We start from the raw sequence: 25,081 nt of genomic DNA on the forward strand, positions 1-25,081 counted from the left end.
TGAATAATAATCATGAGGTGCATACCAAATTTGTTATGAACAATAATCAGATTCTTTTATTTGTCAAAATTGCCGAAACCGGCAGCTTCACCAAAGCCGGTCAGGAGCTGAACATGACCCAGCCGGCGGTCAGCCGGGCCATCTCCGCTCTTGAGACAGAGCTTGACGTCAAGCTGCTGCTGCGTGACCGCCGCAGCGGGCTGGTGCTTACGGAGGTTGGCAAGCGTATCCTGATTATTTTCCGGGAGATTCTCAGCGGGTTCAACAAGGTGGAGCAGGAGGTTTCTGCGGAAAAGGGGCTGGAGAAGGGACTGATCCGGATTGGAGCCTTCCCGGCGGCGGCCGCTTACTTTGTCCCCAAGATCATTCGCTCTATTACGGACAGATATCCGGGCATTGACATTTCTGTGCATGAAGGCTCGGTCGCCGAGGTGAAGGAGTGGCTGGAGACCCGCCAGATTGATGCCGGACTGATCATCCCGCCGCTTGAGGAGTTTGAAACCATTCCGTTGTTCCGGGAGAAGCTGTACGCCGTGCTGCCGGAGGGACACCCCCTCGGCCGGAACGGGATTGTCCATGTAAAGGAACTGGAGCATGAACCCATGATGATCTGCAAAGCCGGTTATGAGCCTCCGGTCATTGATTTGTTCAGACGGGCAGACAGTGCGCTTAATGCAAAATATGTGGTTAACAGCTACAGCACCGCGCTGAGCATGATCAAAGAGGGTCTGGCGGTCGGCGTACTGTCCGAGCTGTCGCTGCTTGCGCCGCCCGGGAATGTTATGATCCGTGAGCTGTCTCCGGATGCTTACCGCGATATCCATATCGCCGTCCATTCCCTGGAGGAGGCCTCCATTGCCGTCAGGCTGCTCATTGATACTGCGCTTGATATGTTTGCTGCGGACGGGAAGCTGAATCCGCCCATACACCGTTAAAGAGGAGCGATAACATGAAATTTAAACGATTAGGCAACAGCGGGCTGCAGGTATCCGCCCTCGGCCTTGGAACCAATGCCTTCGGCAAGCGGGCCGATGAGAAAACCTCGATCGGGATTATCCATACCGCCCTGGCTCAGGGCATCAGCTTTATCGACACCGCCAATATTTATGCCGGCACCGAATCGGAACGGATTATCGGACTGGCACTGGAGGGCAGGCGGCATGAGGCAGTACTGGCCACCAAGGCAGGACTGCCGCGGGCTGAAGGCCCGTATGGCCGCGGCTCCTCGCGCCGTCATCTGATGCTGGAGCTGGAGGGGAGTCTGCGCCGCCTGAAAACAGATTATGTGGATCTTTACCAGATTCACACCTTTGACCCGCATACTCCGCTTGACGAAACGCTGCGCACCCTGGATGATATGGTCTCCTCCGGGAAGGTCCGCTATATCGGCGCCTCCAATTATGCCGCCTGGGAGCTGATGAAGGCGCTCGGTATCAGCGAAGCGCGGAACTATATGAAATATACCTCAATTCAGTGCAGTTACTCGCTGGCTGACCGGACGCCCGAGAATGAGCTGCTGCCGCTCTGCCTGGATCAGGGACTGGGCATCATCCCGTATTTCCCGCTCGCCGGCGGTATCCTGACCGGCAAATACAGCGTCAGCGGCGCTGCTCCGGCCGGGTCGCGTGCAGAAACAGACCCGAACTTCAGCCGCTTCCTCAGCCCGGAACGGATTGAGCTGGGCGATGAAGTCAGCCGGATTGCTGCGGAACTCGGCACGACCCCTACCGCCCTGTCCCTGGCTTGGCTGATGCATCAGCCGGCTGTATCCACCGTCATTGTCGGCGCTACACGCGCGGAGCAGGTGCAGCAGAACCTGCACAGCGCTGCATTGGAGCTGGACAAGCAGACGCTGGAGCGGCTGGAGCAGGCCAGCCGGCCCTTCAGAAGCGGCGAACCGTTTGCCTTCTACCGGCTTCCGTAAGCCTGGACGCCAAAAAGCCTATAGCCACCACTGCCGGAATCCGGCGGGGCGCAGCTATAGGCTTTTTTCGCATAACTACGAATTATAGAACGGCCATAAACCGCTCCATATCCTCTTGAACCGTGGTAATGCCGCCGATTCCGAAGGTATCGACCAGTACTTTAGCCACGTTAGGTGACAGGAAGGCCGGCAGTGTAGGTCCGAGATGGATGTTCTTGACGCCCAGATGCAGCAGCGCCAGCAGCACAATTACCGCTTTTTGCTCATACCAGGCAATGTTGTAGGCAATCGGCAGGTCGTTAACATCGTCCAGACCGAATACTTCCTTCAGCTTGAGGGCAATAACGACAAGGGAATAGGAGTCATTGCACTGGCCGGCGTCCAGCACACGCGGAATACCGCCGATCTCGCCGAGATCAAGCTTGTTGTACTTGTACTTCGCACAGCCTGCGGTAAGAATAACGGTATCCCCTGGCAGCTCGGAAGCGAAGTCAGTGTAGTAATTACGGCTCTTCATCCGGCCGTCGCAGCCGGCCATTACGAAGAACTGCTTGATTGCACCGGTCTGTACCGCCTCAACCACCTGATCGGCCACGTTCATCACTGCAGCATGTGCAAAACCGCCGACAATCTCGCCGGTTTCAATCTCTGTCGGAGCAGCGCACTCCTTGGCCCGGGCGATAATCACCGAGAAGTCCTTCTTGCCGTCTTCACCCGCCGGAATATGCTGCACTCCAGGGAAGCCGGTATTGCCTGTTGTATACAGACGGTCTTTATAGCTGTCCTTAGGCGGCACGATGCAGTTCGTAGTCATCAGAATCGGACCGTTGAAGCTGGCAAACTCCTCGTTCTGCTTCCACCAGGCATTACCGTAGTTGCCGACAAAGTGACTGTATTTTTTAAAGGCAGGATAATAGTGGGCCGGCAGCATCTCGCTGTGCGTATACACATCTACCCCGGTGCCTTCCGTCTGCTTCAGCAGCTCCTCCATGTCCTTCAGGTCATGTCCGCTGATCAGAATCCCCGGATTACGGCCTACGCCGATGTTAACCTTGGTGATTTCCGGATTGCCGTATGTGGTTGTATTGGCCTGATCCAGCAGAGCCATCACATCAACGCCGTACTTGCCGCATTCCAGAACCAGAGCGGTAAGCTCTCCTGCACTCAGAGTGTCATCCAGCGTGGAAGCAAGGCCTTTCTCCATAAAAGCATGTGCGCCGGCATCGCCGAAGCCCAGCACTGCCGCATGCTCCATGTAAGCCGCCATCCCCTTCAGCCCGTAGGTCAGCAGCTCGCGCAGGGAACGTACATCTTCATTCTCTGTAGCCAGAACGCCCACAGTCTCCGACTTGGCAATCAGCTCTTCATCTGTCTCAGCAGTCCAGAGCGCAGCATCATGATCCGCAAGCTCTGCTGTTACCCCGGCCAGCTTCAGCCGGCTGCTCCACTGGTTACGCAGCTGAAGTCCTCTCCGGATACCGGATGTAAAGGCCTCAGGAACAAAATTAGCATTGGTTATCGTTGCAAACAGGCTCTCTATAATGAATTTATCAGTAACGGAGTCGGTCATGCCAAGCTCCCGTCCTTTGCGGGCAAAGATGGAAATTCCTTTGAGCGTATAAACCAGCAGGTCCTGAAGATTGGCTACCTCACTGGTCTTGCCGCATACCCCCTGGATGGTACACCCTGTTCCTTTCGCCGCTTCCTGACATTGAAAACAAAACATGCTGCTCACTTGGCGTTCGCTCCTCTAAAATAATATCGTCACACAGGGCAGGACTCCGGTTCTTCCCGCCTTTACAGTTACTGATTATTGTAGTAGACTTTCGCCATACAATCGGTAACGGATGTTACCGATTAAATTTAAATTTGGAGGAAACCGATGATACCTGACCCTGCCGTCCTGCAGTCCTGTCTGCTGTTCCGGGGCAAGTCTGCGGAAGAATTGGAGCTCCTCCTGCACAAAATGATCTATACGGTGACTGCTTATCAGAAAAATATGCTGATCTTTGCCGAGGGCGATACTGCAGACCGGATCGGCATCATCCTCTCGGGACGGGTTGAGGTGCAGAAGACCCACCCTACCGGAAGCAGTGTAACGATCGCCCATTTGAGCGCGGGGCAGACCATTGGCGAAGCCGTGCTGTTCCGCAAGGAAAATCTCGTTCCGGCCACCGTTACTGCCACCGGCCCCTGCCTGGTCATGTTCATCAGCAAGCATGAGCTGCTGCGGCTGTTCTCCGCCGATACGGACATCCTGACCCGTTTTATCGAAAATCTGTCCGAGCGGCTGGTGCTGGTCAACCGCAAAATCGAAATACTGTCCGCAGGACCCTTGCGGCGGCGGATGATTTATTTCCTGCTGGAGCAGGCAGTACAGCAGGCCTCGGACCATATCCGGCTGCCGTTCAGCCGCAAGGAGTGGGCCGAGCACCTGAACACAGCACGACCATCGCTCTCCCGCGAAATGGGGAATCTGCGCGATATAGGCTGGATCGAGTTCAAGGGCAGCCGGATTACCCTGCTGAACCGGGAAGCGATGCACGAATACATCCGTACGGACCAGCCGTCTGCGGGCCAGGACAAATAAACATTTGATTCACGTTGGAGGGATTAGCTATGCCTGAAGCAACTGAACACAGCATAAGCCGGCTGCTGGCCGGACACCGCGAGTATTTTGACACCGGAGTTACTAAAGAGCCTGCCTTTCGGGTCCTCCAGCTGCAGAAGCTGAAGGAAGCCATCCGCAGGTATGAGCCGCGTATTATTGAAGCACTCCGCCAGGATCTGCACAAAGGCGAATTTGAAGCCTATGCTACAGAAATCGGCTTTACCCTGGAGAGCATCGGCTATATGATGAAGCACCTGCGGCGCTGGGCGAAGCCTGCCAGAGTCAAATCGCCACTGCATATGTTTCCGTCCAAAAGCCTGATCCTGAGTGAGCCTTACGGTACCGTGCTCATTATCGGCCCGTTCAATTATCCGTTTCAGCTGCTGATTGAGCCGCTGATCGGAGCTATCGCCGCCGGCAATTGCGCAGTCCTCAAGCCGTCGGAGAGTACGCCGGCAGTGTCAGCCGTTATTGAGGATATGGTAAATGAAATCTTTGAACCCGGGTATATCCGCGTTATCCAGGGCGAGAAGGAAACAACAAACCTGCTGATTCACGCCAAATTCGACTACATCTTCTTTACCGGCAGCGTCCCTGTCGGCAAAATTGTCATGGAAGCTGCCGCCAAGCAGCTTGTACCTGTAACCCTGGAGCTGGGCGGCAAAAGCCCGGTAATCGTTGACAAAAGCGCCAACCTGGAAACAGCGGCGAAGCGGATTGTCTGGGGCAAGCTGATTAATGCCGGGCAGACCTGCATTGCCCCCGATTACCTGCTCGTTCACAGCGGGGTCGCCGGCCGGCTGATCGAGCTGATGAAGCAGCAGATCACCGCCTTCTACGGGGAGGATGCCCGCAGAAGCCCGGATTACGGGCGGATTGTTAACGACCGGCAGCTGCAGCGGATCGCCGGGCTGATTGACAGGGACCGCTCCAAGGTTATTATGGGCGGGACGGTAGACGCCGCAGACCTGTACATTGAGCCGACCCTGCTCTATCCGGCTGACTGGAATGATGCCCTGATGGAGGACGAAATCTTCGGACCGGTGCTGCCGATCCTGACATTCGACCGGCTGGAGGAGGCCATCAGCAGCATTAAACAACGGCCCAAGCCGCTGGCGCTTTATCTGTTCACCGAAGACAAGCAGGTGGAGCAGAAGGTGCTGGACAGCGTTTCTTTCGGGGGAGGCTGTGTGAACGACACGATCAGTCACGTCGCCAGCTCCCGTCTCCCATTTGGCGGCGTCGGTCACTCCGGCATCGGCGGGTACCACGGCAAGCACAGCTTCGACCTGTTCTCACACCGCAAGAGCGTTGTGAAACGAAGCGCGAAGGTTGATCCGGGCATCGTATACCCGCCTTATGGCAATAAGGTTAGTCTGGTGCGCAGGCTTTTGAAATAGTAAGGCTGCTGTCTCTTTTCAGAGGGACAGCAGCCTTTTATCTATTATGCGTGGCTATCAATATTCAACTGTTATAGGCAATCCGGCCTCAGCCCGCCCGTCTCTCCTTCACCCAGTCCGCCACATCCTTCTGCGGGATCGGCCGGCTGATGAAGTAGCCCTGAATCTTGTCACAGCGGGTCCGTTCCAGAAAAGCAAGCTGCTCCGGTGTCTCCACCCCTTCAGCTGTAACGTTAAGCCCCATATCATGTCCGATGGTGACAATTGAACGGGCAAGTGACATGTTATTGGGTGTATCAATACTGTCGATAAAGGACTTGTCGATCTTCAGTGTGGTGATCGGCAGCTGCTTCAGATAGCTGAGGGACGAATAGCCTGTCCCGAAATCATCCAGGGCTATGCCGATCCCCTTCTCCTTGAGCGCCTCCAGCTTCGAGCTGATCGCCTCGAAGGATTCCATAAAGATGGACTCGGTAATCTCCAGCTCCAGATACTGCGGCGCAAGGCCGGTCTCCTGCAGAATACCCAGCACCATATCGGGGAAATCCTCCAGCATCAGCTGAATGACCGAAATATTCACGGAAATATGGTAACGTCCCTGGCTCTGGCTGTTCAGCTCTTTAATGAAGCGGCAGGCGGTACGGAGCACCCATTCACCGATAGGCACAATCAGCCGGCAGTCCTCGGCGATTTTGATGAAGGATAGCGGGGAAACAAAGCCAAGCGCCGGGCTGTTCCAGCGGATCAGCGCCTCGAATCCCCAGATTTCTCCGGAGGCGGTATCCACCAGCGGCTGATAATGCAGCGCCAGCTCCTGATTGGTTATCGCGCTGCGCAGATGCGATTCGATAACCATCCGTTCGTCGAAATGCTGCTGCATGTCCCGGCCATAGACCACATAGGTTCCCTTGCCTGCCTCCTTCGCCTTATACATCGCGATGTCCGCATTCTTCAGCAGCTCCTCGGCGTTCACCCCGTTCTCCGGATACTGGGCAATCCCGATGCTCGTAGAGATATGTACGATGCTGGCATGCAGCTCGAAAGGTTCCCTGAAGCCTTGTACGAGGGACTCCGCATAGGCGATAACCTCACTGAATCCCCTGTTATCCTGGAACAGAATGACGAATTCATCTCCACCGAAACGGAAATGCCTGCTGCGTTCATCTCCCAGCTGCAGCAGACGCTCACCGACCTTTACCAGCAGCTCATCGCCAAAGGTATGCCCCAGAGTATCATTGATATATTTGAAGTTATCGATATCAAGAAAGAACAGGGCAGCATGCCCGCCGGCGTTCTCCTTAATGAACAGCTCCAGCGCTTCCGCCAGGGACAGGCGGTTCGGCAATCCGCTGAGCACATCATTGTAAGCCAGCTGCCGGTACTTTTCCTCACTGGTCTGCAGCAGCGACTGATTTTCGACTACCTTGTTATATTGCTCCAAAAGCTCATCCTGCAGCGCGGTAAGCTCCTCATAGGTGGATTCCAGCTCCTGATAGCTCATCTGCAGCTTGCTTTCATATCCCTTGCGGTCCGTCACATCAACCATAGAGCCGGCAAACCGGACAAATCTGCCCTCCGCATTACGCAGCACCTTGCCCCGGGTCTGGAACCACTTGTATTCCCCCGATTTGCCCCGCAGCCGGAATTCACAATAGTAGTAAGAAGTCCTGCCTTCGAGATGATTCGTACGCTGGCGGCTCTCCTCCTCTGTATCCTCAGGGTGTATGAGGTCCCTCCAGCCGCCGTGGGCTTCATTCACTTCATCCCGTTCATATCCGAGCAGCTCATACCAGCTGTCCGAGAAATAGTAGACCATATTCGACATATCGAGATCCCAGATTACTGCATCCGAGCCGTAGGTCGCCAGGGCAAAGCGCTCATTGCTTTTTTCCAGATTGCTGCGGATCTTCTTCACAAGCTGTACATAAAACAACAGGATCAGAATAAAGGACACCAGAACGGCAAACGCGGCGATAATACTCAGCACAAGGCCCTTATACGTATCATAAAAAGAAAACGGCTTATTGATCACTTCGCTGCCTTCCGGCAGCTTTTGGACAGAGACCCCGAACCGCTGCAGCTCGTTATAATCAAACACACTGCGTACACTGCTGTTATTAACGATAGGGATCTGATCGGCCCGTTCCCCCTCCAGAATCCGTACGGCCAGCCCGGCTGCAGTCTGACCCTGGATCAAGCCGCTGGTCAGGCTCCCGCCGAAGGCACCGTGATTTAACCCGAAATCGTAAATATGGTATACCGGAACACTGCTGCGCTCACCCAGCTCACTGGAAAACTGGTCAAATTCAACCGTGCGTCCTGTCGAATCGCTGTAATATGTAGTCATCAGAACAATACTGTCAGAGGAAAGCGCGGATACCTGGTCAATAATCTCCTGTTTGGAGAGACGGTTTAACGGATACAGCTGCAGAGCCGGATCCAGTGACGAAATTTGCTCCATCACCATTTTGCCGGTAGACAGGCCGCTTTCGGTATTGTCATATAAAATATATACATTTTTAATTTCCGGGTTAATCTCGAGTGCCGTTTCAATAGTACGTGCCGGGCTGATCTTTTCGATTACACCGGTAATATTGCCGGGCTTCCCCAGGTTTTCCACACCCAGTTCATTGATGCCGCTGAAGATAATCGGTGCATTGTCCAGAATTTCACTGCGGTATTTGATTGCAAAGCTAAGCGCAGCATCATCCGTGGTTATAATCGCATCAATGCGTACGGACTGATACTTAAGCTTGATAGTCTGGTAAAAGTGCTCAAGATTGTCTTGGTCAGGATAACGTTTCCAATCCATATACTCACTGTAGATCAGCGGCTGTCCGAGCGCACTCTTGAGGGTCTGTTCAATACCGGCACCCTGATCGTCCGTCCAGGCAAACCCTTTGTGATAGGAATGGAGCACCAGCACATTTTTTGGTGGCAGCTCTTCTGCACTTGCCTGCGCAGGCTGATAAAAGATCCCGCAGAGCAACATCAGGAGCAGGAGGCTTTTGAACACCTTGAGATCGGTTTGCTTTAAGTCCATTTGCACACTCCCATTCATCCATCTCAAAGTTAAAAACGGAAGGCTTCGACAATATCTCTTTCGCCGGACCCCTTCCCTCATCCTCTTTCGTTCGGGAAAACGTTAAAAGCCACTATGTTCAGGAAATTCCACTTATGTATAGGCTAATTGAGAGTAGATGATTTGTGCGGCATTTTATGACTTTCTTATCTTTAATTATAGGGTGAAACACTAATTTTTGAAATAAAGAAAAGCGCGAAAAATGGCAGGCTTCATTAGACACCAGCCCCGGCATCACGATAGAATAAAGCTGCTAAGAACCGCACAGGACAAGAGGCTTAACATGCCTACAGTTAAAGACGTGGCGCTAAAAGCGGACGTCTCGGTCACCACCGTCTCCCGGGTGCTGAACAACAGGGGATATTTAAGCGAGGAACTGAAGAAAAAGGTACTCCAGGCCATGGACGAGCTGAACTACCGCCCTAATGAGCTGGCTCGTTCACTCAGCCGTTCACGGTCGAATATTATCGGACTGATTATTCCCAGCGTTGCGCATCCTTTTTTCGGGGAACACACCGGGTACATAGAGGAGCATGCCTACCGTAACGGCTGCAAGCTGCTGCTCTGCAATTCCAGGCAGGACAAGCACAAGGAGCTGGAGTACATTAATATGCTGCGCGCAAGCCGGGTTAACGGCATTATCATGGGCAGCCATACGCTGGAGGTAGAGGCCTACCAGCAGATGAATCTGCCGCTCGTCACCTTCGACCGGCAGATTTCGCCGGGCATCCCTTACGTCTGCTCCAACAACTACCAGGGCGGCGTGCTTGCCACTACTCTTCTGATTGAAAAAGGCTGCCGGCAGCTGGCGCATATCGGCGGCCATCCCGGCCTGAATATATTGTCAGGGCTCCGGTTTGAGGCATTCGCCGCTACAGCCGGGGCACACAATATTCCGTATACCCTGCTGCATACGGATGACAACAGCTTCGATGTCGAGGCCTACGGGCGGCTGCTGGCACAGCTGTTCCGCGAGCAGCCCGGCACGGACGGCATCTTCGCCGGCAGCGACATCATCGCGGCCTATGCGCTCAAGGCCTGCCGCGAGCGCGGCCGGAGGGTGCCGGAGGATGTGCGGATTGTCGGCTATGACGGCATTGCCCTGCGCAGCATGCTCAGGCCCGCACTCAGCACCATCCGCCAGCCGATCGAAGCCATGGCCAAGCTGGCCGTCGAGCTGATCATCCGCCAGGTCCACGGCGGCCCGGTCTCCCCGCAGTACGTCCTTCCGGTCGAGCTGGAGGAAGGGGCGACGGCTTAAGGGCTGCCGGACTGCGGGCGGGCTGATGCAGGATAATCTGGCGGAGGCGCAGCGGTTCTAACCGCGGATGTACTGGATATGACACACCGCTGCTTGTTTCGACAGCATATGATCTTTAGTCGTACATTTCGCAACCACTCCTAATTATTAGGAGTGGTTGCCTGAGTAACAGGGCACCTGGATGGTCTGGAACACTCCCGCTTAGGCCAAATGACCTGAAACGGCTGACGTGCGGGAAAGTGAGCGCGGAGGGGAGCAATGCGCAGGACGGCTTCGGTTGGATTAGTAGCAGGTAATACACGTTAATCGCCGGTTCTGGCGAAAAATCAGAGCTCAGACAGAAAATGGTCTGTTGAGCCGCTCTGTTTGACGCCTCTTCCGGTTCACTGAAGAATCTAAGTGGAAAACCAGCACTTAAATTCCCGGTTTCCCCTTGCATCCTAGAACTAAGTGGAAAAAGGTCACTTAAAAGCCCCTATCACAGCCCAAAAGCCAAAAATCAGCCAAATTAGATGACGAAAATCCACTTAGTTTTCTTAATCAATCCAAAAGCGACAGATTAAGTGCCGAATTTCCAACTAATCTCCCGGTGAGCAGGGGAAACAAGCTGTAAAGAAAGAGGGAGGGGATGAGTGAGAGAGAGGAATGAGGGGGATGAGTGAGGGCAATGACGTGACGCGGATCGAAACTGCAAAGTGGAATGGCAGAGCGACGTGTGTATATTACGGAGTGACAGTGTGTAAACAAGGGCCAGCCCTCCACAATCAGGTGGAGAGCCGGCCCTTTAATCTACTTATTGATTCTTCACATAGTAATGCTTGGTGCTACTTTGTCTCATTCAGTGCTGTTACTAACTCCAACTTACTGCCACTTACTGCCACTTACTGCCACTTACTGCCACTTACTGCTGCTTTCCCAGCCCGCTATCTCTGAACAGCACCAGGAGCTTCTCCACCGTCAGCTCTGCTGTGGAAGTCAGGAGAAGATCGGCTGCGCCCAGCTGCTCCCGGCTGCCGATGCCGACAGCCTGCATGCCGGCGGCCTTGATGGCGGTGATGCCGGCCGCCGCATCTTCTACACCGACACAGCTGCGCGGCGGGACACCAAGCAGCTCCGCTGCGGTGAGGAAGATCTCCGCATCGGGCTTGCCCTTCTGCATCGCAGCCGGATCGGCGATGGCCTGGAACCGGCCGGCGATGCCGAGCCGCTGCAGAATCAGCGGCGCATTCAGGCTGGCCGAGGCCAGCCCGCAGGCGATGCCCCGCTGCGCAAGGGAGTCCAGCAGCTCCGGGATTCCCGGCAGGACATCTGCCGGTGTCAGCTGCTCAAGCAGCTGCCTGTAGCTGGCGTTCTTCTTCTCCGCCAGCGCCAGCCGCTCGGCAGCCGTCAGCCTAAGCGGGCTGTCCTCCAGCACAATGTCCAGCGATTGCATTCGGCTGATGCCCTTCAGCCGTTCATTCTTCGCCCGGCTGAACGGGATGCCCAGCTCATCGGCCAGCGCCTGCCAGGCCTGATAGTGCAGCTCGGCGGTATCGGTGATAACCCCGTCCAGATCGAAGATTACCGCCTCCAGCTGCCGGGCCAGCGGCAGGCTCACCGGCTGCTGCGGAAGCAGCAGCACAGGCTGGCCTCTGTGCCTGATCTGCAGATCTTCCCCTTCCAGCAGTGTATAAACCACTGCTTCGCTGCCGATGAAGACATCGAGCAGCCGGCCGCGGGCGGTAACCTTGAAGCGGAAGCTCTGCCACTGCTCCGGCAGCGCCGGGTCAAAGCACAGCATACCGCGTGCCTGCCTCAGACCGCCGAACCCGTTCACAATTGACATCCACGATCCGGCCATTGCAGCCATATGCAGCCCGTCCTTGGCGTTGCGGTTAATGTCATCCAGATCCATCCGCACCGTACGGTCGAAATAACCGTAGGCCGCAGCCAGATCGCCGATCTCGGCCGAAATAATACTGTGTATGCAGGGCGACAGCGAGGAATCATGGGTCGTCAGCGGCTCATAGTACTGATAGTTCCGGATTTTATCGATCAGACGGAACTTGTCTCCGAGCAGGAACATGGCCATAACGAGATCCGCCTGCTTCAGCACCTGATGACGGTAGATCACCAGCGGATGAAAATGCAGCAGCAGCGGGTATTTATCTGCGGGCGTATGCTCAAAATCCCATTTCTGCTTACTCAGAAAGGTGTCATCCTGGGCATAGATGCCCAGCTCCTCGTCAAAAGGGATAAACATCCGGTCAGCGGCTTCCTTCCACATGTCCGCTTCTCCATCAATCAATCCGATCGCCTGCCGGAGCCGTTCGTATTCAGACGGATACTCCCTCTTCAGAAGGTGAACCGTCTCATAGGCATAGTTAAGCTGATCCTGGACCAGCAGATTTGTATAGGCATTATTGTTAACAATCGCCGTATACTCATCCGGTCCTGTGATTCCGTTAATACAGAAGGCCCCGCCACGCGCCGGATTGAAGAACCCCAGATCTGCCCAGAAGCGCGAGGTCTCAAACAGGATTTCCGCTCCCTGGCTGACCAGGAGCTCCACATCCCCTGTCACCTGCACATATTGCTTAATTCCGTAGGCAATATCGGCATTAATATGCGCCTGGGCCGTTCCCGCCGGGAAGTAAGCGGAGTTCTCGCTTCCGTCAATGGTGCGCCATGGATACAGCGCCCCTTTCTGTGACAGCACGGCCGCCCGCTCCCGCGCCTTATCCAGCGTGGCATAGCGGAATTCCAGCAGCTTCCGGGCAATCTCCGGCTGGGTGTAGGTGAAGAATGGCAGCATGTACATTTCCGTATCCCAGAAATAATGGCCCTCATACCCTTCGCCGGTCAGGCCCTTGGCGGCAATGTTGGTTACGCCGTCCCGGCCGGTGGACTGCAGCAGCTGAAACAGATTGAAACGGATGCCCTGCTGCAGCGCCGGATCATCCTTAATCTCCACATCGGTGTGCGCCCAGAATTGATCGAGATACGCGCGCTGTTCCTCCGCAAGTCCGTTAAATCCGCAGCCTTCCGCCATTTCCAGCACACCGGCACTCCGGTCGCGCAGCTCCTTCTCCGGGTAATCCTTCGAGGTGTGGTACGTTATATATTTGGTCAATATAACGGTTTCCCCGCGCTGCACCTCGGCTGCATAGCCGGCCGAGATGCGCTGGCCGCCCAGCTGCAGCGCCAGCGCACGGCCTGACGCCGCCTGCAGCCTGTGGCTGGCCGCCGTGTACAGCGCAAAACGTGTATGCCGCGTCCGCTGCCGCATCCACAACACCCCAGCGGCCTCATCATAGCCGCTGTCCTCCGGCAGCAGGCTCGGCTCGGCACCGCCGGAGCCGAGCCGCGGATCATCGCTGGCCTCGGGCCGGCGGATCTCCCCGTCCAGCGCCGATTCAAACCTCAGCGTGCCGGCGAAGTTCAGCGCCGTCACGGCGTAATCAATCGCGGCCAGATGCTTGTGCCGCAGACAAACCATACGCCGGATCGCGAGCTTCACCCGCTGCCCGGCGGGCGATTCCCATTCCACCTCGCGGTGCAGCAGACCGGTCTGCATATCCAGCCACCGCCGGAAGCTGTGCACCTTTCCGCTGTCCATCCGGAACGCATGGCCCTCAATCTCCAGCCCGATAATTCTTGCCTCCGTCACATTCAGCATCGACTGGTTAACCGCAGGCAGCCCGTAGGCGCCCTCCGGATATACTATCGGCTCCGAGTCGTAGAAGCCGTTCAGATAATTGCCGGCCACCGTGGTGCCGGCCGTCCCGTGATAGCCCTCCTCGAAGTTCCCGCGCATCCCGATATATCCGTTGCCAAGCGCGAACACACTCTCGCTGCGCTGATTATGCTCCTCCTCATAGGTATCCTCGCCCAGACTCCATTCCCGGTACGGGTAAAGCGCGGGCGGATGCTCATACGGCTTCATCTTCATGACTGTCCTTCTCCTCCATTCGCTGTTAGCCTTTCACGGAACCGCCCATCAGCCCTCTCACAAAATACTTCTGCAGCAGGAAGAAAATCGCCAGCGGCATCAGCATCGAGATAAAGGCGGCGGAGGTCAGCAGATGCCAATCATTGCCGCGTGAGCCGACCAGATCGGCGATTTTCATCGACATAACCTGCACCGACGGCTGGTTGCCGATAAAGATCAGCGACACCAGATAATCGTTCCACACCCAGAGGAACTGGAAGATGCCAATGGAAGCCAGCGCCGGAACGGACAGCGGCAGAATTAGTCTGCTGAATATGGTAAAGTGGCTCGCACCGTCAATAAATGCCGACTCGAACAAATCCTTGGGCAGCTGGCTGATAAAGTTGTACATGAAATAAGTAACCAGCGGCAGGCCGAAGGCGGTATGCGCCAGCCAGATCCCCAGATAGCTGCCGTTCAGCCCCAGCGCCGTGTAATCCTTCAGCACCGGAATCAGCGCGACCTGAATTGGAATAACCAGCATCGCAATAATGATGACGAACAGGGTTTTGCGGCCCGGGAAACGCAGCCAAGCGAAGGCATACGCGGCAAAAGAGGCAATCAGCACCGGGATGACTGTCGCCGGCACGGCAATCGTCAGCGTATTCCAGAAGGCCTGGGATAAGCCCGTACCCTTTTGCTTCGTTTCACTGCCGTCCGCTTCCTTCAGCGTGTACTCTTTTCCGGACAGGACATTGTTGTAATTGTCGAGCGTCAGCTCGGGAACCGTCTTCCAGCCTTGCTCCTGCACATTAACGGTGCGCGCCCGGCGGTTTTCCCAGATCAGGCGGCTGTCGTCCGCCTTCACGCCCGCTTTTAACTCATCATCGCTGTAGGTCTTGCCGTTCACCTCAATCGGCTCACGCAGATCCACATCCTTGGACAGCTGCAGCGTCTCGCCCGCCGTCCACTCCTGATGGGGGAATACCTTCCACCAGCCGGTCTGCAGAATATCCGCCGCCGGGCGGAAGGAGGAAATAAACAGCCCCAGTGTCGGAAGCAGCCAGAGGAAACAGATTACGCCAAGGACGATGTTAACGAGGGTTTTGCCGCCTTTTCTTTTCTTTTTACCGACCATTTAAAATCCCCCCTGCTTGCGGAACTGGCGCAGATTAATCAGGATGACAGGCAGTACTGCGATCAGGAGCACAATGGCCAGCGTCGAGCCGTACCCGAAATTGCGGTACATGAAAAACTGCCGGTAGAACTGTGTCGCAACAACCTCTGTATCGTATTGACCTCCCGTCATCACCATGACGACGTCAAATATTTTCAAGGTAAAGACAATAATGGTGGTGGTCACCGTCAGAATGGTAGTGGAAATGAACGGTATCATAATGCCGAAGAAAATCTTGATTTCACCGGCTCCGTCAACGCGTGCAGCCTCCAGAATATCGTCGGGAACCCCCTTGATCGCTGCCGAAAAAATAACCATCGCAAACCCCGTCTGCATCCAGATCAGGATGACAATGAGGAAAAAATTGTTCCAGGGCTGCAGCATACTTGTCCAAGCCTGCGGTTCGCCGCCAAAAAAGGTGACCATCGCATTCAGCAGACCGATCTGCTCATCCCCCGGCTGATAATAGTAGACAAACTTCCAGATGACGCCTGCGGCCACGAAGGAAATAGCCATGGGCATAAAAATGATCGATTTGGCGATCTTTTCGTAGCTGCTGCGGTCGGCCAGAATGGCAATAAGCAGCCCCAGGCACACACAGGCCAGCGTTCCGACAAATACCCACAGCAGGTTGTTGCGCAGCGCGGTGGCCATCAGCCGGTCACTGAAGATCGCCGCATAATTGCCGAAGCCTACAAATTTTTCCGAGGAAGCATTAAAAAAGCTCAAATACAGCGTCCGCAGCGCCGGCAGAATCAGCAGCCAGCCAAGAATAAGCACAGCCGGTCCGACGAAAATAAACGGCAGCACCCTCCGGCGGATGTGATCCGGATACTGCTCAGCCGCCCAGGTCAGTGTGTAATAGATCAGATAAACGCCCAATACACCCCACAGCACAGCCAACACGGCAGTCAGCAGCGGATTAAGCGTGGAGTCACGGAAAAAGAGGAAGATCAGCCCGTTCACCACAATGTTCGCCAGCAGCACACCCAGTGATAGCAGCACTGCCCTGACGCTGATTTTCTGCTTGGCCTGTGTACCACTAACCCCAGGCTTTGCTTTTATTTGCGCATCCATATTAGCTCCTCCTGCTCCTATAAGACAAGTAGAAACGGCAATGCCGTTCTTTAAGGGACGGTAACCGTTTCTGCGAGAAATATAAGGATTATTGATAGCGTAAAACATATAAATTCTTATATTTAGAAAAAGAGAGGCAGGCTGCAAGGCTCTGCGGTCCGCCCCTCTTCATTGTAATAGCCTTTCCTGCGGCCCGCCGCGTCCGGCCTTAGTTGTTCCAGCCCGACTGAATCTGCTCCAGCGCCTGATCTAATGTGGCCGTACCGCTTACATAGTCCGTCATGCCCTTCCAGAACGTACCTGCACCCACCTTGCCCGGCATGAGGTCAGAGCCGTCAAACCGCAGGGTCGAAGCGTCCTGCACCAGCTGCGCCATCCGCCGGTCGGAATCGGACTGGTACCAGTCAAGCGGAGCATCATTCATTGGGGCAATTACGCCGCCTGACTGCACCCAGCTCTTGATGGATTCCCCGGTGGTGAAGAATTCCATAACTGCACGCACTTCAGGACGGTCGTTGAACATGGCATAGATATCACCCGCTACAAGTACAGGCTTACCGTACTGCTCATCAATCGGCGGCAGGTAGAACCAGTCATAATCCTCGTCCACCTTGGCCGTTTCCGGGAAGAAGCTGGTGATGAAGTTACCGATCAGGTTGAACCAGGCTTTTGGCGGATTGTCGAACATCGGCTTCGGCGCATCGCCGAATGCGGTCGTTACGATGGATTTGGTTCCGCCGTACACATAGTCCTCGTTAAGCCAGATCTTCGACATAACCTCTACTGCATTCTTTACTTCAGGAGAGGTAAACGGCAGCTCACCGCTGACCCATTTGTCATAATTCTCAGGCGATGTTGTACGCAGCATGATATTTTCGACCCAGTCTGTTGCCGGCCAGCCGGTGGCTGCACCGCTCTCAATCCCGATTGCCCAGGCCGGATCGCCGTCCTTGGCAATCTGCTCGGTGAGGGCCATCAGCTCATCCCACGTCTGCGGAATAGTATAGCCTGCATCTTCAAACTGCTTTTTCGGGTACCAGACGAGACTCTTCACATTGCTTCGGTTCCAGATCCCGGCCATAATCTTGCCGTCCTTGCCGTCCATTGTGGACATATCCAGCCAGCTCTGGTTGTAGTTGCCCTTGAGCTTCTCCTGATCCAGAACTCCGGTCAGGTCCACTACCTTGCCGGTCTTGGCAATGGAGGCGAGCAGCCCAGGCTGCGGGAAGTCGGCGATATCCGGAGCATTGCCGCCGTCAACACGGATATTAATGGTGGCTTCGAACTCCTTGGAGCCCTCATACTGGATGTCGATTCCGGTCTTCTCCTCAAACTCCTTGATGCTGCTCTCAAATTTCACCTGGTCAGCGTCTACGAACGGCCCGAACATCGTGACCTTGGTTCCTTTGTATTCACCCTTCATCGCTAACTCAAGCGGAGATCCGGCAGCCGCAGGCTCTGTTGTAGATGTCGTTTCCTTGTTGTTATCAGCAGCAGGTGCTGCCGTTGCAGCCGGCGAATCGGTTGACGCCGCATTATTGCTGTTGTTTCCGCCGCATCCGCTCAGCATCATTGTGAACGATAAACACAACACCATCGCAAGTGACAGCTTACGTCCTGGAGTCTTTTTCATTTGTACATACATCCCCTTATAATTGTATTTAGAGATTGCATCAGGCTCCGGCCTCTTCCGGAATCCGCACCCTACAGCTGCTGATCCACCTCCTTGCAAAGGTTTTCAGAATGAGCTAAATTGTTTTATTTGATTCTTGAATGAAACCTTGGCTGATGTTTCTGATGGCTTCTGCCAGCCTATTTTAGTTCGCAGATATTTTTGTCCACATAATTATAGCGCTTACATTTCCATACTAGCATATAATATATGCGTTTCCAATAGCTTTAAATTTTGATTATTTACGGATTCTGATACAGAAGGAGGTATTCACATTTTTATCCATGCCAGAGTTAAGATACTAGCTTGTGAAGAGTGGAGAACAGCTTACTTTAAGCGGTCCTTGTTGACGGTATAGGGTTTGAAAAGCTTTTCACATTAAGACGGAAACAGCCAGGGCATCGGATTTACGATAATTGCAGCGGCGTTTCACGGGTATGCGGTTAACGCTTATTTTTCCCTTGAGGATTCTCTTACAATCAGCTTATGCTCCAGTTGCTCTTTCATTACAGCAATATTGCCTGTGGTCAGCAGTTCATGCAGCTTCTCTGCGGCCCGGTAGCCAAGCTGGTAGATCGGTTGTGCAATGGTCGTCAGCTTCAGAATGAACATCCCGGACATCCGCAGATTGTCGAACCCGATGACCGATACCTGCCCCGGCACCAGAATATTGCGGTCCTTCAGGTACGAAATCGTCCCCATCGCAAACTCATCGGCTACACAGAATACGGCGCTAAGCTCCGGGTACTCACTGAACAGCTCATGCGCGGCCTGATAGGCCTGCTCGAAACGGTGGTTGGCGTATTTGATCTTGCCGGTATTCCGCTCCAGGCCGAATTCTGTCATTGCCCTTACGAACCCGGCAGCACGCGGCGGTCCGGACACTGAATTCTCGTGATTGAACCCGATCATCCCGATCTCCTTGTGACCCAGCTCGATCAGGAACTTCACAGCATCATAGGCGGCAAGCTCATCATCCACCTCGACGGACGGAACTTCGAATTCGTCGGAATGCGAGGACACCAGCACAAACGGAATTCTGCAGCCCGTAAGCTTCTCATAATATTCCGGGTACAGTATGTCACTGGCGAATACAATTCCATCCACCTGCTTCTCATGGAACGTATCAATGTAAGACAGTGTACGCTCCATATCGCGGTCGGTGTTGGAGATCATCAGACTGTACCCGAGCTTGATACAAGCATCCTGCATTCCGCGGATTACTCCGGCAAAATACAGGTTCTCAATATCCGGTATCAGCAGACCCAGCGTATAGGACTTCTTGTAGATCAGGCCGCGCGCAAACGCATTGGGCTGATACTTCAGCTCCTTGATAGCCTCTATCACCCTGCTCCGCTTGCTCGGCACGACAGTCTCAGGCGCATTCATCACACGGGATACCGTACTGATCGATACCTCTGCCATTCTGGCGACATCTCTAATGGTTGGTTTCATAGACTAACTTCCTTTATTAGAAAAGCTTTTCAAGGTGATTATAGCAGCGGCTCTGCTAATTTACAATAGCCTAAATACAGCGCTTTCAAAATTATTTTTTATGGTATTCAGGCTTTATTGAGTTCTGTTGGTTTACTTTGAAAAGCTTATCAGACAGCTCTGTACTCACTTCCCGCCTGCCACAAACTTACTTAAAGTGTGTAAATAATATTATTTCATGTTATAATTTTAGGGTAGATTTATTTATAGCTGCAAATACTGCTGTAAGCTTATGAATTGCTTAATTCTCATCACTGGAGGGGTTATTGTGAAGCAACTGCGGGATATCCCAATCTCCGTGCTGGATCTCGCTCCTATTATAGAGGGCGGAACAGCTGCGGATTCACTGCAAAACACACTGGATTTGGCACGCCACGCCGAAAAGTGGGGCTACCTCCGCTTCTGGCTGGCGGAGCATCATAATATGACCGGCATCGCCAGCTCGGCCACCTCTGTCGTCATCGGCCATGTGGCTGCCGGAACTTCAAGCATCCGCGTAGGCTCAGGCGGAATTATGCTCAGCAACCATGCACCGCTGATGATTGCCGAGCAGTTCGGAACGCTGGAGTCGCTGTTTCCCGGGCGAATTGATCTGGGCCTCGGCAGAGCGCCAGGCTCCGACCAGGCTGCAGCAAGAGCGCTGCGCCGCGGCCTCGGCAGCGACGGCAGCGAATTCCCTGAGCAGCTAAGCGAGCTCAGAGCCTATTTCGACCCGAACGGTGCCGGCTCGCGCCCCCTTGGCGTGCGTGCCACGCCGGGTGAAGGGCTGAATGTGCCGATCTGGCTGCTTGGCTCCAGCGGCTTCAGCGCCCAGCTGGCCGGCCAGCTGGGTTTACCGTTCGCTTTTGCCAGCCATTTCGCTCCGGACTATCTGCTGCCGGCGCTGCATCTGTACCGCAGCAGCTTCAAACCATCGGCTGTGCTCGACAAGCCGCATGTTATGGTCGGCCTCGGCATTACCGCCGCCGATACAACTGCGGCCGCACGCTGGCTGGCAACTTCCCAGCAGCAGCAATTCCTGAATATCATCCGGGGCCGTACCGGCAAGCTCCAGCCCCCGGTTGATGACATGGAGCCGCTTTGGTCGCCTCAGGAAAGAGCCATGCTGCTTGATAAGCAGAAATATTCCATTGCGGGGGATAAAGCCTACCTCAAAGAGCGTCTTCTGCAGATTCTTGAAGAAACTGATGCGGATGAATTTATCGTCGCCTCCCAGATTTACGATCATACCGCACGGCTGCGTTCCTACGAACTGGTAGCAGAGCTTATAACAGAAAGTTAAATCAGCATTATCACAAATGAATCAGCAGGACAATGATGGAGTATGGAAATCTTTAAGTTCCCTTCAATCATTGTCCTGCTTTTTTTATATTCTGCCGCTATTATGTTCTCAATAAAATACAATAAAACAAGTGAAAACCAGAGAAATAATTATAACGAGGCAGTTACACAAAGAAAACCATTCATAAATTGCTTCATAAAACTAAATTCAAGTATATAAGCGTATTTTTAACGTTTTTATTTATTACGTATATTGATTATACTTTAATTATTCGTTATAACGAACATACATACTTTAGCATTACACATCTGACGTGATTTGTATTGAAATTCTTAATTCAAGGCAACTCAATAGTAGTACTCCAAAATACCACTCTTTTCGACAGACATGCAAGAATTAACGGATTACGGGCTGTTTTTTGTCGAGATGCGCGGGAGCAGCGCGGAGTTCCAGAAGAAAGGGGGCGGCGGGTGAAAAGGAAGGTTCCTATCGCTATAATTGGCGCGTATATTTTATTAGTGATAACCGGTGTTGTATGGCATGCCGGAGGAGTAAGCGCTGAGGATACGATCAAGCTTACTGTCAACTCTCAGATAACAAGCACAACGGCGATGAACAATATGCAGCCGGGAGATGCAGTTTCGTCAGAATATACGGTTATTAACGAAGGATCAGAGCGGTTTGATTATTTTGTGGACTTTGAATTTGTTTCGGGAGACGCCGAACTGTATGATATCCTGCAGATGAAGCTGCAAAAAGAGGGAGTAACGCTCTATTCAGGAGTAATGAGCAAAGCGGAGGGAAGAGTGGCCATCGGCACACTCCCGGGAGGAGGCCGGGAAACCATCCGGATGGATGTCGTATTCCCTGTTGAAGCAGGAAATGAGTTTCAGGGCAAGGCCGTCAGTGTGGCCTTTAATTTCACTGCTTCCGCTGTTCCGGAGCCGACACCGGGACCTAGCCCGTCACCGTCAGCCTCACCGGAGCCGTCTTCCACTGCCAGTCCGGCCCCTTCCGCTTCACCAGATCCTACCGGAGGGCCAATTAATACGCCTGAGGCGACTCCGACAGCTACGGCGACTCCGACGGTAAATCCAACGGTAAGTCCAAATCCGACGGCAGCACCATCCCAAACTCCGGATGCCACCGCTTATCCGGGTGGAGTTCAGACTCCTGTACCATCGGCTACTCCGGCTGCCACTCCATCGGCTACGCCTGGAGGCAGTGAGGTGACTGTCACAACTCCGCCTGTTCCACTGGGCGGGGGAGATGGAGATAACGGTGAAGCTGCATCGACTCCGGGCCCGGGCAGTGTGGATGCCGGAAGTACAGCAGCACCTTCTCCCGATCCGGAGGTCGTTATCGATGATGATGAGCTTCCGCTATCCGGACCGGAAGGCGGCGATGAACTGCCGGATACTTCAGAACCCTGGTATAACCTGATTCTGATCAGTATGGCGGTTACCATTGTTAGTATCATCCTGCTGCGCAGACTGAATTCGAAGAAATAACAAAGGCTGGAGGGGAGAGTATGAAGCAGCGTCCGGGGTTTGTCATTGCCGCCGTGCGTCTGATTTTCATACTCTCTTTGTGCGTGTTGCTGTACTCAGCATTCCAGATCTTCAAAGCACCTGCGGAAGCCCGCGAGGCACTCGAAGAATGGGACAAAAAGAGGGAGGAAGCCCTGATGCCCGTCATTCAGGAGGATGAAACCCCCTTACCGCCCAGCATGGTCTCTCTTCCCCCGGCGACAAAAAGTGCTGAGCCGGAGTATGCCGACGGAGAGATCATCGGGGAGATTTATTTTCCGGCGCTGGAGCGGAGGGTCGCTATTCTTGAGGGCACACAGCGGGCGCAGCTAAAAAAGGGCGCAGGGCACTATGCAGGAAGCGCAGCAATCGGCGAGGACGGAAACAGCGTGCTCGCAGGACACCGGGATACAGTGTTCCGCGGAATCGGCAGCCTTAAGAAACATGATTTAATCGAAGTGGAGACGGTGGACGGAACATTCATTTATGAGGTGACCGGCAGCACGATCGTAGACGGGGAGGAACGGGGAGCGATCAAGCCGAGCAGCACCCCCGTGCTTACGCTAATCACCTGCTATCCGTTCGGCTATGCCGGTCCGGCGCCGGAGCGGTATCTACTGTCTGCTTCACTGGTCAAAAGGAAATAAAGTTCTGCAGCAGAACGGAACCGGGCTGCGGGCACATGCCCCATCAGGCAGTCTCCCTGCAAAAGATGAGTCCCCGCCCGGAACATGATAATATAGTACTGCGGCAAGCAGAAGCAGCGGCTGTACCGGTTACCCCGGGCAGCCTGTTTTTGCGGCAATTATCAGGCTCAGGTATAGGGTACACTATACTTATATGTTTTTAGATGAAGAGGAGATGACCTACCCATGAAGGATGAACTGATTAAGCGGTTTGTTTCATATGCGCAGATGGATACCCAGTCCAATGAGGAGAGCGATACCTGCCCGTCTACCCCGGGGCAGATGGAGCTGGCCCGCAAGCTGGTGGACGAGCTGCAGCAGCTTGGACTAACCGAGGTTACGGTGGACGAGCATGCTTATGTTATGGCAACCCTGCCTGCGAACACCGACAAAGAAGTTCCGGTAATCGGATTCCTGGCCCATCTGGATACGGCAACTGATTTTACCGGCGCCAACGTGAAGCCGCGGATCGTCGAGAACTATGACGGCGGCGATATTGTGCTGAACAAGGAGCTGAATGTTGTTTTGTCCGTGGACAGCTTCCCGGAGCTGCCTGAATACAAAGGACATACGCTGATTACCACAGACGGCACAACGCTGCTTGGCGCAGACAATAAGGCCGGAATCGCTGAAATTATGACCGCTATGGCTTATCTGGTCGCCCACCCTGAAATCAAGCATGGTAAAATCCGTGTGGCCTTCACCCCGGACGAGGAAATCGGACGCGGACCGCATAAATTCGATGTCGCCGCTTTTGGCGCTTCCTATGCCTATACTGTAGACGGGGGACCGCTTGGTGAGCTGGAATACGAGAGCTTCAATGCCGCCGCGGCCAAAATCACCTTCAAGGGCGTCAACGTCCACCCCGGAACCGCCAAGGGGAAAATGGTGCACTCCTCCAAAATCGCGATGGCCTTCCATCTCAGACTGCCTGCCGGCGAAGCGCCTGAATTCACTGACGGCTATGAGGGCTTCTACCACCTGATCTCCATGCAGGGAACGGCGGAGCAGAGTAAGCTGGCCTATATCATCCGTGACTTTGACCGTGCAAGCTTCGAGAACCGCAAGTCGAATATTTCCGCCATTGTTGAAGAGTTCAAATCCACCTACGGCGATGAAAATGTGCTGCTGGAGATGAACGACCAATACTACAACATGCGCGAAAAAATCGAGCCGGTCCGCCATATCGTCGACATCGCCCATGAAGCGATGGAAAACCTCGGCATTACACCGGTAATCCGCCCCATCCGCGGCGGCACCGACGGCTCGCAGCTGTCCTATATGGGACTGCCTACGCCGAATATTTTTACAGGCGGGGAGAACTTCCACGGCAAATTTGAGTATGCTTCGGTCGATGTCATGCTCAAGGCTGTAAATGTAATCGTAGAAATCGCTAAGCTGTTTGAGGAAAAAGCTTAACTATCTATCACTTGGGATGTGACAGGCTGATATGGCGCTTGTTGCTGGTCCGTTAGTAGTTGCCGTAATTGCAATAATAGTCTGAGTTCCAGTCCAAGCGGGTTGGGGCTGCTGGTGAGGTTACGGCGGTTACGGCGGTTACGGCGGGTAAGTGGACCAGAGGTACTTCGGCTGTTGCTGCGAGTTGCACAAATTGCAGTAGTTACGGCAGTCTGGCCAAATCCCGGTTAGTTAAAGTAATCTGGCAGTTGCTGTAGCTGGTACGCATATGTGGCAGGTATGGTAGCTGTGGTAGTCGGCAGTTTTGCAGGATTTTCAAATGTATAGCTCCTAAAAACGATATAAAACAGCCCCCGGCAAAAGCGGATGCTTTCAGCGGGGGGCTGTTTTATGCCTTTTTATACTTCCTGAGGGGTTCCATCTCCTTACGCCTGTTGCCCGGCAGGCACCAAGTCTGGCCGTAACCCGGACCCAGGGAACTGGACTGGACTGGGCTGCGCCACTTGTATCAGATCTGGAGCGGTCCTCAGAGTTGCTAGCGGGCTGCTGCCGTGCCA

General features: G+C 54.1%; 16 protein-coding genes. 9 read left to right on the top strand and 7 right to left on the bottom strand.

Annotation, left to right across the window (positions count from 1 at the left end; translation table 11 throughout):
* The first annotated feature begins 35 nt into the window (after positions 1-35).
* Complete coding sequence (locus M2108_RS05265) at positions 36-935, top strand: LysR family transcriptional regulator (RefSeq protein WP_277468317.1); 900 nt, start codon at positions 36-38, stop codon at positions 933-935.
* Between the two features lie 14 nt (positions 936-949).
* The gene (locus M2108_RS05270) at positions 950-1,924 is read left to right on the top strand and encodes an aldo/keto reductase (protein WP_277468059.1); all 975 of its coding nucleotides are present in this window, start codon (positions 950-952) and stop codon (positions 1,922-1,924) included.
* Between the two features lie 82 nt (positions 1,925-2,006).
* Here the strand turns inward: M2108_RS05270 and hcp are convergent, their stop codons facing one another.
* Positions 2,007-3,650 carry a hydroxylamine reductase gene (gene hcp / locus M2108_RS05275; RefSeq protein ID WP_277468316.1) on the bottom strand — a complete coding sequence of 548 codons (1,644 nt, stop codon included), beginning with the start codon at positions 3,648-3,650 and terminating at the stop codon, positions 2,007-2,009.
* Between the two features lie 156 nt (positions 3,651-3,806).
* On the opposite strand from hcp, the gene M2108_RS05280 reads away from it, so the two are divergent.
* Both M2108_RS05280 and M2108_RS05285 read left to right on the top strand, forming a co-directional pair.
* Positions 3,807-4,514 (top strand): Crp/Fnr family transcriptional regulator, encoded by a 708-nt coding sequence (locus tag M2108_RS05280; protein ID WP_277468058.1) that lies wholly within the window; start codon positions 3,807-3,809, stop codon positions 4,512-4,514.
* Between the two features lie 29 nt (positions 4,515-4,543).
* Positions 4,544-5,935, top strand: a complete 1,392-nt coding sequence (locus M2108_RS05285) for an aldehyde dehydrogenase (protein WP_277468057.1) — start codon at positions 4,544-4,546, stop codon at positions 5,933-5,935.
* A gap of 88 nt (positions 5,936-6,023) precedes the next feature.
* On the opposite strand, the gene M2108_RS05290 is transcribed toward M2108_RS05285, so the two are convergent.
* On the bottom strand, positions 6,024-8,978 hold the full coding sequence (locus M2108_RS05290; RefSeq protein WP_277468056.1) for an ABC transporter substrate binding protein: 2,955 nt from the start codon (positions 8,976-8,978) through the stop codon (positions 6,024-6,026).
* 322 nt (positions 8,979-9,300) lie between these two features.
* Between M2108_RS05290 and M2108_RS05295 the strand changes: the two genes are divergently transcribed.
* Complete coding sequence (locus tag M2108_RS05295; RefSeq protein ID WP_277468055.1) at positions 9,301-10,278, top strand: LacI family DNA-binding transcriptional regulator; 978 nt, start codon at positions 9,301-9,303, stop codon at positions 10,276-10,278.
* Between the two features lie 901 nt (positions 10,279-11,179).
* On the opposite strand, the gene pgmB is transcribed toward M2108_RS05295, so the two are convergent.
* The 5 genes from pgmB to M2108_RS05320 all read right to left on the bottom strand — a co-directional run bounded on the left by pgmB (position 11,180) and on the right by M2108_RS05320 (position 19,569).
* Positions 11,180-14,209, bottom strand: a complete 3,030-nt coding sequence (gene pgmB / locus M2108_RS05300) for a beta-phosphoglucomutase (RefSeq protein WP_277468054.1) — start codon at positions 14,207-14,209, stop codon at positions 11,180-11,182.
* 25 nt (positions 14,210-14,234) lie between these two features.
* Positions 14,235-15,326: a carbohydrate ABC transporter permease gene (locus tag M2108_RS05305; protein ID WP_277468053.1), complete on the bottom strand. Its 1,092-nt coding sequence runs from the start codon at positions 15,324-15,326 to the stop codon at positions 14,235-14,237.
* Entirely contained in the window at positions 15,327-16,442 is a 1,116-nt protein-coding gene (locus M2108_RS05310) for a carbohydrate ABC transporter permease (RefSeq protein ID WP_277468052.1), read from the bottom strand.
* A 208-nt stretch (positions 16,443-16,650) separates the two neighbouring features.
* Complete coding sequence (locus M2108_RS05315) at positions 16,651-18,075, bottom strand: ABC transporter substrate-binding protein (protein ID WP_277468051.1); 1,425 nt, start codon at positions 18,073-18,075, stop codon at positions 16,651-16,653.
* Between the two features lie 489 nt (positions 18,076-18,564).
* Positions 18,565-19,569, bottom strand: a complete 1,005-nt coding sequence (locus M2108_RS05320; protein ID WP_277468050.1) for a LacI family DNA-binding transcriptional regulator — start codon at positions 19,567-19,569, stop codon at positions 18,565-18,567.
* Positions 19,570-19,840: 271 nt separating this feature from the next.
* Between M2108_RS05320 and M2108_RS05325 the strand changes: the two genes are divergently transcribed.
* From M2108_RS05325 to pepT, 4 genes are all read left to right on the top strand, one after another.
* The gene (locus tag M2108_RS05325) at positions 19,841-20,890 is read left to right on the top strand and encodes an LLM class flavin-dependent oxidoreductase (protein ID WP_277468049.1); all 1,050 of its coding nucleotides are present in this window, start codon (positions 19,841-19,843) and stop codon (positions 20,888-20,890) included.
* A 470-nt stretch (positions 20,891-21,360) separates the two neighbouring features.
* Positions 21,361-22,401, top strand: a complete 1,041-nt coding sequence (locus M2108_RS05330; protein ID WP_277468047.1) for a hypothetical protein — start codon at positions 21,361-21,363, stop codon at positions 22,399-22,401.
* 20 nt (positions 22,402-22,421) lie between these two features.
* A complete protein-coding gene (locus M2108_RS05335) occupies positions 22,422-23,066 on the top strand; it encodes a sortase (protein WP_277468046.1) in 645 nt (214 codons plus the stop codon).
* Between the two features lie 225 nt (positions 23,067-23,291).
* Positions 23,292-24,524 carry a peptidase T gene (gene pepT, locus M2108_RS05340; protein WP_277468044.1) on the top strand — a complete coding sequence of 411 codons (1,233 nt, stop codon included), beginning with the start codon at positions 23,292-23,294 and terminating at the stop codon, positions 24,522-24,524.
* Positions 24,525-25,081 lie beyond the last annotated feature (557 nt).

This window comes from Paenibacillus sp. PastM-3 (assembly GCF_029893965.1).
Lineage (GTDB): Bacteria > Bacillota > Bacilli > Paenibacillales > Paenibacillaceae > Paenibacillus_AQ.

Bases quoted from the DNA above. Each gene is read 5' to 3' on its own strand.
- M2108_RS05265 (WP_277468317.1), top strand. From the start codon at position 36: ATGAACAATAATCAGATTCTTTTATTTGTCAAAATTGCCGAAACCGGC.
- M2108_RS05270 (WP_277468059.1), top strand. From the start codon at position 950: ATGAAATTTAAACGATTAGGCAACAGCGGGCTGCAGGTATCCGCCCTC.
- hcp (WP_277468316.1), bottom strand. From the start codon at position 3,650: ATGTTTTGTTTTCAATGTCAGGAAGCGGCGAAAGGAACAGGGTGTACC.
- M2108_RS05280 (WP_277468058.1), top strand. From the start codon at position 3,807: ATGATACCTGACCCTGCCGTCCTGCAGTCCTGTCTGCTGTTCCGGGGC.
- M2108_RS05285 (WP_277468057.1), top strand. From the start codon at position 4,544: ATGCCTGAAGCAACTGAACACAGCATAAGCCGGCTGCTGGCCGGACAC.
- M2108_RS05290 (WP_277468056.1), bottom strand. From the start codon at position 8,978: ATGGACTTAAAGCAAACCGATCTCAAGGTGTTCAAAAGCCTCCTGCTC.
- M2108_RS05295 (WP_277468055.1), top strand. From the start codon at position 9,301: ATGCCTACAGTTAAAGACGTGGCGCTAAAAGCGGACGTCTCGGTCACC.
- pgmB (WP_277468054.1), bottom strand. From the start codon at position 14,209: ATGAAGATGAAGCCGTATGAGCATCCGCCCGCGCTTTACCCGTACCGG.
- M2108_RS05305 (WP_277468053.1), bottom strand. From the start codon at position 15,326: ATGGTCGGTAAAAAGAAAAGAAAAGGCGGCAAAACCCTCGTTAACATC.
- M2108_RS05310 (WP_277468052.1), bottom strand. From the start codon at position 16,442: ATGGATGCGCAAATAAAAGCAAAGCCTGGGGTTAGTGGTACACAGGCC.
- M2108_RS05315 (WP_277468051.1), bottom strand. From the start codon at position 18,075: ATGAAAAAGACTCCAGGACGTAAGCTGTCACTTGCGATGGTGTTGTGT.
- M2108_RS05320 (WP_277468050.1), bottom strand. From the start codon at position 19,569: ATGAAACCAACCATTAGAGATGTCGCCAGAATGGCAGAGGTATCGATC.
- M2108_RS05325 (WP_277468049.1), top strand. From the start codon at position 19,841: ATGAATTGCTTAATTCTCATCACTGGAGGGGTTATTGTGAAGCAACTG.
- M2108_RS05335 (WP_277468046.1), top strand. From the start codon at position 22,422: ATGAAGCAGCGTCCGGGGTTTGTCATTGCCGCCGTGCGTCTGATTTTC.
- pepT (WP_277468044.1), top strand. From the start codon at position 23,292: ATGAAGGATGAACTGATTAAGCGGTTTGTTTCATATGCGCAGATGGAT.